At 66.1% G+C, this 14,388-nt stretch carries 12 protein-coding genes and 1 pseudogene; 2 read left to right on the forward strand and 11 right to left on the reverse strand.

Going from position 1 to position 14,388, the window contains the following annotated elements:
* Window positions 1-6: 6 nt before the first annotated feature.
* The 5 genes from BLV60_RS24185 to BLV60_RS24205 form a co-directional block, all read right to left on the reverse strand.
* Window positions 7-882 carry a branched-chain amino acid ABC transporter permease gene (locus BLV60_RS24185; protein WP_093057828.1) on the reverse strand — a complete coding sequence of 292 codons (876 nt, stop codon included), beginning with the start codon at window positions 880-882 and terminating at the stop codon, window positions 7-9.
* 42 nt (window positions 883-924) lie between these two features.
* A complete protein-coding gene (locus tag BLV60_RS24190) occupies window positions 925-2,121 on the reverse strand; it encodes an ABC transporter substrate-binding protein (protein ID WP_093057829.1) in 1,197 nt (398 codons plus the stop codon).
* 54 nt (window positions 2,122-2,175) lie between these two features.
* Complete coding sequence (locus BLV60_RS24195; protein ID WP_256216924.1) at window positions 2,176-3,324, reverse strand: ABC transporter substrate-binding protein; 1,149 nt, start codon at window positions 3,322-3,324, stop codon at window positions 2,176-2,178.
* Between the two features lie 113 nt (window positions 3,325-3,437).
* Window positions 3,438-4,145: an ABC transporter ATP-binding protein gene (locus BLV60_RS24200; protein ID WP_093057831.1), complete on the reverse strand. Its 708-nt coding sequence runs from the start codon at window positions 4,143-4,145 to the stop codon at window positions 3,438-3,440.
* On the reverse strand, window positions 4,145-4,915 hold the full coding sequence (locus BLV60_RS24205; protein ID WP_093057832.1) for an ABC transporter ATP-binding protein: 771 nt from the start codon (window positions 4,913-4,915) through the stop codon (window positions 4,145-4,147). Before BLV60_RS24205 ends, BLV60_RS24200 begins: the two co-directional genes overlap by 1 nt.
* Before the next feature lie 256 nt (window positions 4,916-5,171).
* Between BLV60_RS24205 and BLV60_RS24210 the strand changes: the two genes are divergently transcribed.
* On the forward strand, window positions 5,172-6,371 hold the full coding sequence (locus BLV60_RS24210) for an AGE family epimerase/isomerase (RefSeq protein ID WP_093057833.1): 1,200 nt from the start codon (window positions 5,172-5,174) through the stop codon (window positions 6,369-6,371).
* Between the two features lie 56 nt (window positions 6,372-6,427).
* Here the strand turns inward: BLV60_RS24210 and BLV60_RS24215 are convergent.
* The 4 genes and pseudogenes from BLV60_RS24215 to BLV60_RS24230 form a co-directional block, all read right to left on the reverse strand.
* Window positions 6,428-7,993, reverse strand: a pseudogene (locus BLV60_RS24215) (DHA2 family efflux MFS transporter permease subunit); the annotation flags it as partial.
* 47 nt (window positions 7,994-8,040) lie between these two features.
* Complete coding sequence (locus tag BLV60_RS24220; RefSeq protein WP_093057835.1) at window positions 8,041-9,375, reverse strand: HlyD/EmrA/EmrK family protein; 1,335 nt, start codon at window positions 9,373-9,375, stop codon at window positions 8,041-8,043.
* A gap of 54 nt (window positions 9,376-9,429) precedes the next feature.
* The gene (locus tag BLV60_RS24225; protein ID WP_093057836.1) at window positions 9,430-10,905 is read right to left on the reverse strand and encodes an efflux transporter outer membrane subunit; all 1,476 of its coding nucleotides are present in this window, start codon (window positions 10,903-10,905) and stop codon (window positions 9,430-9,432) included.
* The gene (locus BLV60_RS24230; RefSeq protein ID WP_093057837.1) at window positions 10,898-11,434 is read right to left on the reverse strand and encodes a MarR family winged helix-turn-helix transcriptional regulator; all 537 of its coding nucleotides are present in this window, start codon (window positions 11,432-11,434) and stop codon (window positions 10,898-10,900) included. The genes BLV60_RS24225 and BLV60_RS24230 overlap by 8 nt, the downstream gene beginning before the upstream one ends.
* A 77-nt stretch (window positions 11,435-11,511) precedes the next feature.
* Between BLV60_RS24230 and BLV60_RS24235 the strand changes: the two genes are divergently transcribed.
* Window positions 11,512-13,296, forward strand: a complete 1,785-nt coding sequence (locus BLV60_RS24235; protein WP_093057838.1) for an ABC transporter transmembrane domain-containing protein — start codon at window positions 11,512-11,514, stop codon at window positions 13,294-13,296.
* A gap of 22 nt (window positions 13,297-13,318) precedes the next feature.
* Here BLV60_RS24235 and BLV60_RS24240 read toward each other — a convergent pair whose 3' ends face one another.
* Both BLV60_RS24240 and BLV60_RS24245 read right to left on the reverse strand, forming a co-directional pair.
* The gene (locus BLV60_RS24240) at window positions 13,319-13,768 is read right to left on the reverse strand and encodes a DUF1178 family protein (RefSeq protein ID WP_093057839.1); all 450 of its coding nucleotides are present in this window, start codon (window positions 13,766-13,768) and stop codon (window positions 13,319-13,321) included.
* Between the two features lie 7 nt (window positions 13,769-13,775).
* Window positions 13,776-14,387, reverse strand: a complete 612-nt coding sequence (locus BLV60_RS24245) for an NUDIX domain-containing protein (RefSeq protein ID WP_093057840.1) — start codon at window positions 14,385-14,387, stop codon at window positions 13,776-13,778.
* Window position 14,388: the final 1 nt, after the last annotated feature.

A 14,388-nucleotide genomic window follows, 5' to 3' on the forward strand; every position in this document is an offset into this window, starting at 1 on the left:
TTCGCCTTATTTCTCTTTGCCGAACAGGCCGGCGGGGCGAATCAACAGCACGATGACCATGATCACGAACACAACCGTAGACGATGCCTCGGGATAGAAAACCTTGGTGAGCCCTTCGATCACACCGAGCCCGAGGCCCGTGAGGATGGCGCCCATGATGGAGCCCATCCCGCCGATCACCACCACGGCGAACACCACGATGATGAGGTTCTGCCCCATCAGCGGCGACACCTGCATCACCGGCGCGGCCAGCACGCCTGCGAAGGCCGCGAGCGCGCAGCCGAAGGCGTAGGTCAGCGTGATCATCAACGGCACGTTGACGCCGAAGGCTTCCACGAGCCGCGGGTTCTCGGTGCCGGCGCGCAGGTAGGCACCCAGGCGCGTCTTCTCGATCACGTACCAGGTGGCGAAGCACACCACGAGCGAGGCAACGACCACCCAGGCGCGGTAGTTCGGCAGCACCATGAAGCCAAGGTCGGTGGCGCTCGACAGCGCATCGGGCGCGTCGTAGGGCAGCCCCGACACGCCGTAGATCGAGCGGAACACGCCCTCGATCAGCAGCGTGAGGCCCAGCGTGAGCAGCAGGCCGTAGAGGTGGTCGAGCTTGTAGATCCAGCGCAGCAGCAAGCGCTCGATGAGCACGCCGAAGATGCCGATGACGACGGGCGCCGCAATCAGCATCACCCAGTAGTTGACGCCGAGGTACTCCATCGCCATCCACGTGAGGACAGCGCCGAGCATGAACAGCGCGCCATGCGCGAAGTTGATGACGTTCAGCAGGCCGAAGATCACCGCCAGCCCGAGGCTCAGGATGGCGTAGAAGGAGCCGTTGACCAGCCCCAGGAGGAGCTGGCTCAAAAGCGCGGGAAGGGAAATGGTCATAAGCGTTTCAACGAACCCGGGCGGCTGCGCGCCCGCGGGGGATCACTTCCAGAGGGCGCACTTGCTCTCGGCCTTCGTCGTGAAGACCTCTTCGCCCTTGAGCTTCTGGATTACCTTGTAGTAGTCCCACGGCTGCTTCGATTCGGCCGGCGACTTGACCTGCACCAGGTACATGTCGTGCACGAAGCGGCCGTCGGCGCGCACGGTGCCCTTGGCGTAGAAGTCGTCGATGGGCGTGGCCTTGATCGTCTCCATCACCTTGTCGGCATCGACCGTCTTGGCAGCCTGCACGGCCTTCAGGTAGGTCATGGTGGCCGAATAGTCGGCGGCCTGGATGTCGGTGGGCATGCGCTTGGTCTTCTCGAAGAAGCGCTTGCCGAAGGCGCGCGTCTTGTCGTCGAGGTTCCAGTCCCAGCTGGTGGTGAGCAGCAGGCCTTCGGTGTTCTTCAGGCCCAGGCTGTGCACGTCGGTCACGAACACCAGCAGGCCGACCATCTTCATGGTCTTGGTGATGCCGAATTCCTTGGCCGCCTTGATCGAGTTGATGGTGTCGCCGCCTGCATTGGCCAGCGCCAGCACCTGGGCCTTGGAGTTCTGCGCCTGCAGCAGGAACGAAGAGAAGTCGGAGGTGTTGAGCGGATGCTTCACGCTGCCCACCACCGTACCGCCCTTCTCTTTCACGACCTTGGAGGCATCGGCCTCCAGCGCCTGGCCGAAGGCGTAGTCGGCCGTGAGGAAATACCAGCTCTTGTCGCCGCGCGCAATCACCGCGCTGCCGGTGCCCTTGGCCAGCGCCACGGTGTCGTAGGCGTAGTGCACGGTGTAGGGGCTGCACTGCTCGTTGGTGAGCGCCGAGCTGCCCGCGCCGTTCACGACGAACACGCGCTTCTTCTCCTGCGCCACCTTGGCCATGGCCAGGGCTGTGCCCGAGCTGGTGCCGCCGAACAGCATCGTCAGGCCCTGCGTGTCGATCCATTCGCGCGCCTTGGAGGCGGCGATGTCGGCCTTGTTCTGGTGGTCGGCCTGCAGCAGCTCGATGGGCATGCCGTTGACCTTGCCGCCGAAGTCGTCGATGGCCATCTGGATCGCGAGGGCACCGTTCTTGCCCTCCACGTCCGCGTAGAGGCTCGACATGTCGGTGATGAAACCGATCTTGACCTTGTCCTGGGCCTGCGCGGCGCCAACGGCCATGAGGCAGGTAGCGGCGAGGCAGGCAGAGGCGATGAGCGTGCGTTTCATGGGATGGTTCTCTCGGTTGACTTCGGTGGAAGGGTCTGGCGCGGCGTCAGCCGGTTATTTCCAGAGAGCGCATTTCGTCTCGGCCTTGGTCGTGAAGACCTGGTCGCCCGGCAGCGTCTTGAGCACCTTCAGGTAGTCCCAGGGCTTCTTCGATTCGGCGGGCGACTTCACTTCGACCAGGTACATGTCGTGGATGAAGCTGCCGTCGGCGCGGATGGTGCCCTTGGCATAGAAGTCGTCGACCTTGGTGCTCTTGAGCTGCGCCATCACCTTGTCGGAGTCGGTGGTCTTGGCGGCGGCCACGGCCTTCAGGTAGGTCATGGTGGCCGAGTAGTCGGCGGCCTGCACGTCGGTCGGCATGCGCTTGGTCTTCTCGAAGAAGCGGTTGGCGAACTTGCGCGATTCGTCGTTCAGGTCCCAGTACCAGCTGGTGGTGTGCAGCAGGCCTTCGGTGTTCTTCAGGCCCAGGCTGTGGATGTCGCTCAGAAAGACCAGCAGGCCGGCGGTCTTCATGGTCTTGTTGATGCCGAATTCCTTGGCCGCCTTGATCGAGTTGATGGTGTCGCCGCCAGCATTGGCCAGGCCCAGGATCTGCGCCTTGGAGTTCTGCGCCTGCAGCAGGAACGAGGAGAAGTCCGAAGCGTTCAGCGGATGGCGCACCGCGCCCACCACCGTGCCACCCTTTTCCTTCACCACCTTGGTGGTGTCGGCTTCGAGCGCGTGGCCGAAGGCGTAGTCGGCCGTCAGGAAGAACCAGCTCTTGCCGCCGCGGTCTACAACCGCCGCGCCGGTGCCTTTGGCCAGCGCCACGGTGTCGTAGGCGTAGTGGATGGTGTAGGGGCTGCACTGCTCGTTGGTGAGCACCGAGCTGCCCGCGCCGTTGTTGAAGTACACGCGCTTCTTCTCTTCCGCAACCTTGGCGGTGGCCAGCGCGGTACCGGAGTTGGTGCCGCCGAAGACCATGGTCACGCCGGCCGTGTCGATCCATTCGCGGGCCTTGGAGGCGGCGATGTCGGCCTTGTTCTGGTGGTCGGCCACCAGCAGCTCGATGGGCTGGCCCAGCGCCTTGCCGCCGAAGTCGTCGATGGCCATCTGGATGGCGGTGGCGCCGCCCTTGCCTTCGAGGTCGGCATACAGGCTCGACAGGTCGGTGACGAAGCCGATCTTCACTTTTTCCTGCGCCTGCGCGGCGCCTGCGCCCATGGCGAGGACAGCGACGGCGGTAGCGATGAGGCCGAGTTTTTTGTTCATGGTGTTGTCTCCTGAAGAAATCTTTGTGGGATGCGAGAAAAGGTCTTGTGGACGTGTCTTTTGCTTCAGACGCCGAGCAGCTCGGTGAGCACTGGCATCTTGGCTTCGAGCTCGGCGGCGCCGAACTTCTCGACGATGCGGCCGTGCTCCATCACGTAGAAGCGGTCGGCCAGCGGCGCGGCGAAGCGGAAGTTCTGCTCCACCATCACGATGGTGTAGCCCTTGGAGCGCAGCGTAGTGATCATGCGGGCCAGCGCCTGCACGATGACGGGAGCGAGGCCTTCGGAAATCTCGTCGAGCAAGAGCAGCTTGGCACCCGTGCGCAGGATGCGCGCCACGGCCAGCATCTGCTGCTCGCCGCCCGACAGGCGCGTGCCCTGGCTGTTGCGGCGCTCGGCCAGGTTGGGGAACATGGCGTAGATCTCTTCGACCGACATGCCCTGCCCCGCGCCTTTGAGTTCAGGCGGCAGCAGAAGGTTTTCCTCGCACGAGAGGCTGGCGAAGATGCCGCGCTCTTCAGGGCAATAGCCGATGCCCAGGTGCGCAATGCGGTGCGTCGGCATGCCGATGGTCTCTTTGCCATTGACCTCGATGCTGCCCTTGCGCGCGCCGGTCAGGCCCATGATGGCCCGCAGCGTGGTGGTGCGGCCCGCGCCGTTGCGGCCCAGCAGCGTGACGACTTCGCCGGGCTGCACGACCATGTCGACGCCGTGCAGCACGTGCGATTCGCCGTACCAGGCTTGAAGGTCCTTGATTTCCAATGCGGCGGTCATCAGTGGGCCCCTTGGAGTTGGCCGTCGGTGGTGCCCATGTAGGCTTCCATCACCTGCGGGTTCTTCGAGACTTCCGCGTACGGGCCTTCGGCCAGCACGGCGCCGCGCTGCAGCACGGTGATGGTGTCGGCAATGGTCGAGACCACGCTCATGTTGTGTTCGACCATCAGGATGGTGCGTCCGGCCGACACGCGCTTGATGAGTTCGGCCACGCGGTGCACGTCTTCGTGGCCCATGCCCTGCGTGGGTTCGTCGAGCAGCATCAGCTCGGGTTCCATTGCGAGCGTGGTCGCGATCTCGAGCGCGCGCTTGCGGCCGTAGGGCAGGTTCACGGTCTGTTCGTCGGCGAGTTCTTCGAGGCCGACTTCAGCCAGCAGCTCGCGTGCTCTGGCATCCAATGGCTTGAGCGACTTCTCGCTCTTCCAGAAGTGATACGAAGTGCCGAGCTTGCGCTGCAGGCCCAGGCGCACGTTCTCGAGCAGCGTGAGATGCGGGAATACGGCCGAGATCTGGAACGAGCGGATGATGCCGCGCCGCGCGATCTGCGCGGGCCGCTCGCCGGTGATGTCCTGCCCGTTGAACAGGATCGTGCCGGTGGTCGGTTCGAGGAACTTGGTGAGCAGGTTGAAGCAGGTCGTCTTGCCGGCACCGTTCGGACCGATGAGCGCGTGGATGGATCCGCGCACCACCGACAGGTCGACCTTGCTGACCGCCGTGAACCCTTTGAATTCCTTGGTGAGCTGGCGTGTTTCGAGAATGACGTCGCTCATCTCGCGAAGTCGCCCGGGTACGGAAAAAGAATATCGGTCATGCGGTCCATCTCAATGCGCCACCATCGAGCGCGGACCGATTGTTCGTGGGCCTACCCCGCTTGCATACTGGGGCAAATGCCTATGCTGCAGTGCAACCTGCACGGACCGGCGCACATTCGAATCGGGGACTGTCGTTGTGACGACAAAGAAAGCTCCGGCGGCATCGGAAACCCCAAGCCGGTGCGCGCAGGGGTCTGCGTAGACTGCAACCAACATGCCGGACTTCCGCTCTCCCGACTTCCTGACCGACCACATCCTGCACACGCTGGCTTTCTACGAGCCGCGCGACCTCGATGCCACGGGCGGCTTCTTTCATTTCTTCAAGGACGACGGCACGGTGTACGACCGGCGTACGCGCCATCTCGTGAGCAGCACGCGCTTCGTGTTCAACCATGCGATGGCGTATCGCCGCTTCGGCATTCCCGCACATCTTGCAGCCGCGCGGCACGGCCTTGCGTTCGTCGAGCATGCGCATCGGCAGCCGGGTGGCGGCTATGCATGGCAGATCGACTGGCATCAGCAGCGCGCCACCGTGCAGGACGACACCAATCACTGCTACGGCCTGGACTTCGTGCTGCTCGCGCAAGCGCATGCGCTGATGGCCGGCATCGAGGAAGCGTATGCGGGGCTGGAGCACACCTGGCAACTGATGGAGCAGCATTTCTGGGAGCCACGGCACCAGCTCTATGCCGACGAGGCCACCACCGACTGGCGCATCGGCGCCTATCGCGGACAGAACGCCAACATGCACGCCTGCGAGGCCCTGATGGCCGCATTCGAAGCCACGCAGCAAACGCGCTACCTCGACCGCGCGCTGGCTGTCGCCGAATCCGTGACCGGCAAGCAGGCCGCGCTGGCAGACGGACTGGTCTGGGAACACTACCGCGAAGACTGGTCGGTCGACTGGGACTACAACCGCGGAGACAAGAGCAACATCTTCAGGCCCTGGGGCTTCCAGACCGGCCACCTGACCGAGTGGGCCAAGCTGCTGCTGCAGCTCGAAGGCCATCTCGCCACCAAGGACCGTACGGCCGACTGGATCGTGCCGCGCGCGCGCCATTTCTTCGACACCGCCATGTTCCGCGGCTGGGACGCCGACAACGGCGGGCTGGTCTACGGCTTCGGCCCCGACGGCAAAGTGTGCGACGACGACAAGTACTTCTGGGTACAGGCCGAGAGCTTCGCGGCGGCCGCCCTGCTCGCGGTGCGCACCGGCGAGGCCAGCTACTGGGACTGGTACGACAGCATCTGGGCCTACAGCTGGGAGCACTTCGTCGATCACCGGCACGGCGCGTGGTATCGCATCCTCACGCCGCAGAACCGGAAGATCAGCGACGAGAAGAGCCCCGCCGGCAAGACCGACTATCACACCATGGGCGCGTGCCACGACGTGCTCAGGGCACTGCGCAAATAAGAACCCCCAGGCTCCTTGCGGAGGCTGGGGGTGAATGGTGTGAGGACGATGCGCGGTCAGTGTGCTCCGGCTGCGGCGTCGCCACCGGCGCCGCCCTTCTGCGGCCTTGCCAGCCACACCAGCGGAATCAGCAGCAGGAACAGGATCGCTGACGCGTAGAAGATGTCGTTCGTGGCCAGCATGTAGGCCTGCTGGTCGACGATGCGGTTGATCTGCCCCAGCACCTGGTCGGCGCTGAAGCCGCTGGCGTTGAGCCCGGACATCGCGCTCGTGGCTGCGTTGTTGCCCTGGTTGATCGTCTCGGCCAGTTGCGTATGGTGCAGCGTGGCACGGTTGTCCCACAGCGTGGTGGTGATCGACGTGCCCATCGCACCCGCCGTGATCCGCAGGAAGTTCGACAGCCCCGACGCGGCCGGGATGCGGTCTGGCGTGAGGCCCGACAGCGTGATGGTCACGAGCGGGATGAAGAAGAACGCCATCGCGATGCCCTGGATCACCGTCGGGATGATGATGGTGACGAAGTCGGCCTGCGTGTTGAAGTTCGACCGCATCCACAGCACCAGTGCGAACACCAGGAACGAGAAGGTCGCGTAGCGGCGCGGATCGATCTTGGCCACCGTGAGCCCCACCACCGGCGAGAAGAAGATCGCCAGCAGCCCCACGGGCGCCATGATCATCCCCGCCTGCGTGGCGGTGTAGCCCATCCACTGCTGCAGCCACAGCGGCAGCAGCACCACGTTGCCGAAGAACAGGCCGTAGGCCACGGCCGTTGCCACGGCGCCCGACCAGAAGTTGCGGCGCTTGAACAGCGACAGGTCGACCACCGGGTGCTTGTCGGTCAGCTCCCAGACCAGGAAGAACGCGAAGCCGACCACGGACACCACCGCCAGCGTGACGATCTGCGCCGAGTGGAACCAGTCGAGCTCCTTGCCCTTGTCGAGCATCAGTTGCAGCGAGCCCACCCACAGCACCAGCAGCGCGAGGCCGACGGCGTCGATAGGCACCTTGTGCGTGCTGCTCTCGCGCTTGCGGTACAGCGTCCAGGTGATGGCGGCCGCGACGATGCCCACGGGGATGTTGATGTAGAAGATCCACGGCCACGAGATGTTGTCGGTGATCCAGCCGCCCAGCAGCGGCCCCATCACCGGCGCGACCAGCGTGGTCATCGACCACATGGCCATCGCAAGGCCTGCCTTGGCGCGCGGATAGCTCGACAGCAGCAGCGTCTGCGACAGCGGAATCATCGGACCCGCAACGAAGCCCTGCAGCGCGCGGAAGGCGATCAGCGTCGTCATGTTCGGCGCCAGGCCGCACAGCAGCGAGGCGACCATGAACAGGATCACGCTGGCCATGAACAGGCGCACCTGTCCGAAGCGCTGCGTCATGAAGCCCGTGAGCGGCACCGCGATGGCGTTGGCCACCGCGAAGCTGGTGATGACCCAGGTGCCTTGCGTGGTACTCACGCCCAGGTCGCCCGAGATGGCGGGCAACGACACGTTCGCGATCGACGAATCGAGCACGTTCATGAAGGTTGCCGCAGACAGCGCTACCGTGCCCCAGACGCGGGCTGCGCCTTCGAGCGGTGGATGCGCAACGTAAGCAGGAGCAGCGGTGGCCATTGCGGTCGCGCGAACTGTTTGCCTGAGTTACCCGAGGGAAGCGCGGGCGATCAGCCCGGCTGCCCCTGCACTGCCACCGATGCCGCGGCGGGCGCGCTCGACGGTGCCGCCGAGCCCTTCGACGGCGCGGTGGCCGTTGCCGGTGCGCTGCGGCCGAGGTTGGCCGCGACGATGCGGTCGACTTCGGCGTCGGCGCCGCGATCGAGCTGGCTGTACACGGCCGTCTGCGTCAGCGCGGTGGCGCGCGGCGCGTCGGCGAGCATCTTGCCGCTCTTGGACGAGATGTCGACTTCGGCGTCCATCGACAGGCCGATGCGCAGCGGGTTGGCCTTGAGCTGCTCGGGGTCGAGCGCGATGCGCACGGGCACGCGCTGCACCACCTTGATCCAGTTGCCGGTGGCGTTCTGCGCGGGCAGCAGCGCGAACGCACTGCCGGTGCCGACGCCCAGGCCCGCAACCTTGCCGGTGTACTCGACCTTCTTGCCGTACACATCGGCCGTGAGCTTCACTGGCTGGTCGATGCGGATGTTGCGCAGCTGCACTTCCTTGAAGTTGGCGTCGACCCACAGCTGGTTGAGCGGCACGATCGACATCATCGGCGTGCCGGCAGCCACGCGCTGGCCGAGCTGCACGGTGCGCTTGGCGACATAGCCGTCGACCGGTGCGGGCATGGCCACGCGCTGGGTGGCGAGGTAGGCCTCGCGCACCTTGGCGGCGGCGGCCAGCACGCTAGGGTGCTGGGCCACGCTGGTGCCGTCGGTCAGCGACTGGTTGCTGACCAGCGCTTCCTTCGCGGCGACCACGCCGGCCTGCGCCGCGGCGAGTGCGCTCTTGGCGGTGTCGAGCTGCGTCTCGGCGTGGTTGAGTTCTTCCTTCGACACGGCGCCGTTGCCCGACAGCGCGCGGCGGCGCTGCAGGTCGTCCTGCGCCTTGGCGATGTCGCTCTGCGCCTTCACGATGTCGGACTGGCGCAGCGTGACCTGCGCGGCCAGCGAGCCGTTGTTGGCGTACAGCGTGCGCACCTGGCGCACGGCCTGCGCGAGCGCAGCCTCGGCCTGTTCGAGCGATACCTTGGCGTCGGCCGGGTCGAGCTGCACCAGCGGCTGGCCGGCCTTCACGAAGTCAGTGTCGTCGGCGCCGATGGCCATCACGGTGCCGCCGATCTGCGGCGTGATCTGGATGACGTTGCCCTGCACGTAGGCGTTGTCGGTGTCCTCGTAGTGGCTGGCAACCAGCCATTCGTAGAGGCCCCAGCCGCCGCCGACGACGATCACCACCGCGGCGAGCGCGGTGAGTGCGCGGCGGCGCTTGCCGCTGTTGGCGGGCGCCTCGGGGGCTGCGGGAGCTGCAGCTGCAGCGGGCGTCGGAGTGTTGTTGTCGCTCATGATGAAGTTCTTTCCGAAGACGAGGAAGTCGGGTCAGTTCTGGTCGGTTCTTGTTCAGTTCACTGCGGCCGCGGGGGCCGAGGCGGTGGCCGTGGCCGGGGGCTGCCAGCCGCCGCCCAGCGCGCGCGCCAGGCCCACCTGCGTGTCGAGCGCGCGGGCGGCGAGGTCGACGGCCAGCCGGCGCTGCGCCAGCACGGAGGTTTCCGCGGTCAGCACGTTGAGGTAGTTGCCGAGGCCCGCGCGGTAGCGCTGCACGGCGATGTCGTAGGCGCCTTCGGCAGCGGTCTGCGCTGCGCGTTGTTCGGTTTGCTGGCGCGTGATCGACTGCGCGCTCGTGACCTGGTCGGCCGCATCGCGCACCGCGTCGAGCACGGTGGCGTTGTAGCTTTCGATGGCCACGTCGAGGTCGGCCGACTTGCCGCGCAGGTTGGCGCGCAGCTTGCCGCCTTCGAAGATCGGCAGGCTGATGGCCGGGCCCACGCCCCACTGCTCGCTGCCCGACTTCAGCAGCTTGCCGAAGCCCAGGCTCTGGAAGCCGACGAAGGCCGTGAGGTTCACGTTGGGATAGAAGAGCGTCCTGGCGTTGGCCACGTCGCTCGTGGCGGCCTCGACGCGCCAGCGCGCGGCGGCGATGTCGGCGCGGCGGCCGAGCAGGTCGGCCGGAATGCTCCCCTGCAGTGCCATCGGCTTGACGCCGGCAAGCACCGGCGGCTTGAGCGATGCCGACACATTCGGCTGGCCGACGAGCGCGTCGAGCGCGTGCTGCTGCAGCGCGATCTGCTCGTTGAGCGATTCGATCTGCTGGCGTGCCTCGGGCAGGCCGCCTTCGCTCTGGCGCAGTTCGAGGCGGGTGTCGAGGCCGGCGGACACGCGGTCGCGCACGAGCTTGAGCGTTTCGTCGCGCTGCGCCAGCGTGCGCTGGGCCACGGTGAGCTGGTCGTTCAGGCGCGCCCATTGAAAGTAGCTGCGTGCCACGTTGCTCGCGAGCAGCACGCGGGCAGCATCCGCATCGGCAGCCGCGGCATTCGCCGAACCGATGGCGGCGTCGAGCGCGGTGCGGTTCTTGCCGAAGAAGTCGAGTTCCCAGCTTGCGCCGAGCTGCAGCAGGCCGATGTTCTGCGTGGAGCCGCCCAGCGGTGCGGGGTAGATGTAGTTGCTGTTGAACTTCTGGCGATCCAGGTCGAGTTCGGCGTTGACCTTCGGCTTGAGGGCCGAGCCGGCGATGTCGGCGGAGGCCTGCGCGCGCGCGAGGCGGGCTTGCGCGACCTGCAGGTTGGGGTTGCCGGCCACGGCCTGGTCGATCAGCGAATTGAGCTGCGTGTCGCCGAAGGCGAGCCACCATTGGCTGTCGAGGCGGGACACAGGCGCCGCGGCGCTGTCGGGCGCGATGCCCAGCGACGAGGCGTCGCGCAGCTTGGCCTGCGAGCCGATGCCGGCCATGTCGGCACATCCGGCAAGTGCGACCACGAGCAATGCTGCGGCCACGACGGGGGTGCGACGCACAGCGCGCACGGCGAGGGAATCAGTCATTTTTATCTCCACGGGCCGCGAGGGCCTGGGCGTTGTCGAGGATGCGGCGCAAGTAACCCTTGAGCTGCTCCCATTCTTCGGCGCTGAAGCCAGCGAGGTGTTCGTTCTGCACACGGCTGAGCACGTAGGGCACTTCCTTGGCGGCGGCACGGCCTTCGTCGGTGAGTTCGATGTTGACCACTCGGCGGTCTTCGAGCGAGCGCACGCGGCGGCACAGGCCCTTGGCTTCGAGGCGGTCGAGCAGGCGCGTCATGGCGCCGGTGTCGAGCTCGCAGGCGCGGGCCAGTTCGGCCACGGTGGTGGCGGCGCCGGTGTGCAGCTTGTAGAGAGGCAACCATTGCGGATAGGTCGGGCCGCCGGGCTCGCACATGCGGGTTTCTACTGCCTGACCAACCAAAGTGATGATGCGGCGCATCAGATAACCGATGCTCTCTTCGGTCGAGTAGGTCTCCGCGCGATAGAAGACAGGCGGGCGACGCTCGGCGTCGGCAGGGACCGACGGGGCTACTGGAATGTTTGCATCGCTCATGGGGCAAAATATTAGCTGCCGCGGCAGTAATTGTCAAGGCCGCCTTTGTGGAGGCAAGGGATCGTTAGAATCGGCGCATGGCTTCTACCCCACCGTCTTCCATGGCCAAGGGCTCGCCCCGGTCGCTGTCGGGCCTGAGCCCTTTTCTTCGCCCCTACCGCGTGCAGATCGTGCTGGCAGCCCTCTTTCTGGTGCTGGCGGCGGTTACCACGCTGGTTTTCCCTATCGCATTGAGAAGTCTGATTGACGGCGGCTTGATCAGTACCGACAAAGGCGCCCAGACCATGGCGCTGCGCGAGCACTTCGGCGCCCTCTTCGCCGTGGCCGTGGCGCTGGGCGTTTTCTCGGCGGCGCGCTTCTATACGGTGAGCTGGCTGGGCGAGCGCGTGACGGCCGACATCCGCAACGCGGTCTACGGCCATGTGCTGAAACAGAGCCCCGTCTTCTTCGAAACTACGCAGACCGGCGAAGTGCTGTCGCGCCTGACGGCCGACACCACGCTGGTACAGACGGTCGTCGGCTCGTCGCTGAGCATGGGCCTGCGCAACGCGGTGATGGGCGTGGGCGCCCTGGCGGTGCTGATCTGGACCAATCCTTACGTGATGGTGCAGGTACTGGGCATCCTCGTGCTGGTGGTTCTACCGAGCATGTGGTTCGGCCGCCGCGTGCGCAAGCTGTCGCGCGCCAGCCAGGACCGCGTGGCCGATTCGAGCGCCATTGCCGCCGAGGTGCTGAACGCTATTCCCGTAGTACAGAGCTACACGGCCGAAGGCCGCGAGGCCGCGCGCTTCAACGGCTCGACCGAGAACGCCTTTCGCACCGCCGTACGCCGTACCAAGGCACGCTCGGTGCTGGTGGCGTTCATCATCATCGCGACCTCGGCAGCGCTGCTCTGGGGCCTTTATCAAGGCACGCAGGCGGTGCTGCGCGGCGACATCACGGCCGGCCACCTGGGCCAGACCGTCGTCTACGTCGCCATCCTGGCCAGCGCGACTGCGGTGCTCGGCGAGGTGTACGGCGACCTGCTGCGCGCCGCCGGCGCGACCGAGCGGCTGATGGAGTTGCTGCATGCGCCCGCCGCCATCTTTTCACCGCCGAGCCCGACGGTCACGCCCGTCCCCGTAGCGGGCAGCACGATCAAGTTCGATGCGGTGACCTTCCATTACCCATCCCGACCAGGCACGCCGGCATTGCGCGATTTCAGCCTCGAAGTCGCACCGGGCGAAACCGTGGCCCTGGTGGGATCGAGCGGCGCGGGCAAAAGCACAGTGTTCCAGCTACTGCTGCGCTACTACGACCCGCAATCGGGCCGCCTGCTGCTCGACGGCGCGCCGCTGGCCTCGCTCGCCCTGCCCGACCTGCGCACCCGCATCGGCCTCGTGCCGCAGGACGCGGTGATCTTCTCGACCACCGCGTTCGAGAACATCCGCTACGGCCGTCCCGAGGCGACAACCGAGGAAGTGCATGCCGCAGCACGCGCCGCCTTTGCCCACGACTTTCTCCAGGCGCTGCCCGAGGGCTACGACACCTTCCTCGGCGAGCGCGGCGTGCGGCTGTCGGGCGGACAGCGCCAACGCATCGCGATTGCGCGCGCGATCCTGAAGAACCCGCCGCTGCTGCTGCTCGACGAAGCCACGAGCGCACTCGACGCGGAAAGCGAACGCATGGTGCAGGCGGCACTGGAATCGGCAATGGAGAACCGGACCACGCTGGTCATCGCGCACCGGCTGGCAACGGTGCAGAAGGCCAATCGCATCGTGGTGCTGGACCACGGCGGGATCGTCGAGCAGGGAACGCATGCGACGCTGGTCGCGCAGGGTGGCGTGTACGCGCGCCTGGCTGCGCTTCAGTTCACGGCCTGAACGGCTGCGACCGGCTGGTCGATTACTGCAGGGTTTCTTTCAGCGCCGCCGGAATCGGCAGCGCCATCACCGGAATGCCTTCGTCGAGCAGCGCTTCGGTCTGCTCCGGCGTCGCCTGGCCGCGAATGCCGCGCTCCTGGGCTTCGCCATAGTGCATCTTCCGGGCTTCGTCAGCAAAGCGGTCGCCGACGTCTTCGGTCTTTGCCAGCACCTCGCGCACAGCGCGCATCCAGCGGGCTTCGGGTGAGAGTTCGGCGGGAACGTTCGAGGCAGCAGCCGGTGCCGCAGCCTCAGGCGCCTTGGCATTGCCCAGATTGAGGCGCGGCGCGCTCAGCAGCTTGACGATGGCGGTGTCGCCACAGACCGGGCACTCGACCAGTCCGCTGGCCAACTGGCTATCGAAGGCCTCGTTGGACGCGAACCAGCCCTCGAAGCCGTGGCCGTGCGCGCAGCGGAGATTGAGAACCTTCATCCGCGGATTATCCCGCGTGGCCTTCCGCAGGGGCAGCCTTCCAATCCAGTGTCCATGCGCCCGAAAGGACGTTCTGCAGCCAGAGCGTGCAGGTCAGGGTCTTGGCGTCGGTCACTTTGCCGTCGCGGCACCAGCCGGCCAGCTCATCGGGCGTAGCCGTGAATACGTCGAGAAACTCGCCATGATCGAGCTGCCGCTCACCGAGTGAAAGGCCGCGCGCAAAGTAGATGTGGATGATTTCGGTCGAGTACGCCACCGCCAGGTGCATGGCGCCCGCATGCGCCCATTCGCGCGCGGTATAGCCGGTTTCCTCGAGCAGTTCACGCCGGCCGCAATCGAAAGGGTCTTCGCCCGCATCGAGCTTGCCCGCCGGAAATTCGATCATCACGTGGCCGACCGGATAGCGGAACTGCCGCTCCAGCACCACGCGGCCGTCGTCCAGCAGCGGAATCACCACCACGGCGCCCGGGTGCACCACGTACTCGCGCGTGGCGCTGTGGCCATCGGGCAGCCGGATGGTGTCTCGCCTGGCCTCCAGGAACTTGCCCTTGAACAGCTCTTCGCGGCTCGTGAGCTCTTCCTTCAGATGGGAATCGGTGGTGTCGATGGGCGTGGTCATG

The sequence above is a fragment of the Variovorax sp. YR634 genome (assembly GCF_900106655.1).
Classification (GTDB): Bacteria; Pseudomonadota; Gammaproteobacteria; order Burkholderiales; family Burkholderiaceae_C; genus Variovorax.

Excerpts from the sequence above, each read along its gene's own strand:
- BLV60_RS24185 (WP_093057828.1), bottom strand. The coding sequence starts at position 882 with ATGACCATTTCCCTTCCCGCGCTTTTGAGCCAGCTCCTCCTGGGGCTG.
- BLV60_RS24210 (WP_093057833.1), top strand. The coding sequence starts at position 5,172 with ATGCCGGACTTCCGCTCTCCCGACTTCCTGACCGACCACATCCTGCAC.
- BLV60_RS24220 (WP_093057835.1), bottom strand. The coding sequence starts at position 9,375 with ATGAGCGACAACAACACTCCGACGCCCGCTGCAGCTGCAGCTCCCGCA.
- BLV60_RS24205 (WP_093057832.1), bottom strand. The coding sequence starts at position 4,915 with ATGAGCGACGTCATTCTCGAAACACGCCAGCTCACCAAGGAATTCAAA.
- BLV60_RS24195 (WP_256216924.1), bottom strand. The coding sequence starts at position 3,324 with ATGGGCGCAGGCGCCGCGCAGGCGCAGGAAAAAGTGAAGATCGGCTTC.
- BLV60_RS24230 (WP_093057837.1), bottom strand. The coding sequence starts at position 11,434 with ATGAGCGATGCAAACATTCCAGTAGCCCCGTCGGTCCCTGCCGACGCC.
- BLV60_RS24190 (WP_093057829.1), bottom strand. The coding sequence starts at position 2,121 with ATGAAACGCACGCTCATCGCCTCTGCCTGCCTCGCCGCTACCTGCCTC.
- BLV60_RS24240 (WP_093057839.1), bottom strand. The coding sequence starts at position 13,768 with ATGAAGGTTCTCAATCTCCGCTGCGCGCACGGCCACGGCTTCGAGGGC.
- BLV60_RS24225 (WP_093057836.1), bottom strand. The coding sequence starts at position 10,905 with ATGACTGATTCCCTCGCCGTGCGCGCTGTGCGTCGCACCCCCGTCGTG.
- BLV60_RS24235 (WP_093057838.1), top strand. The coding sequence starts at position 11,512 with ATGGCTTCTACCCCACCGTCTTCCATGGCCAAGGGCTCGCCCCGGTCG.
- BLV60_RS24200 (WP_093057831.1), bottom strand. The coding sequence starts at position 4,145 with ATGACCGCCGCATTGGAAATCAAGGACCTTCAAGCCTGGTACGGCGAA.
- BLV60_RS24245 (WP_093057840.1), bottom strand. The coding sequence starts at position 14,387 with ATGACCACGCCCATCGACACCACCGATTCCCATCTGAAGGAAGAGCTC.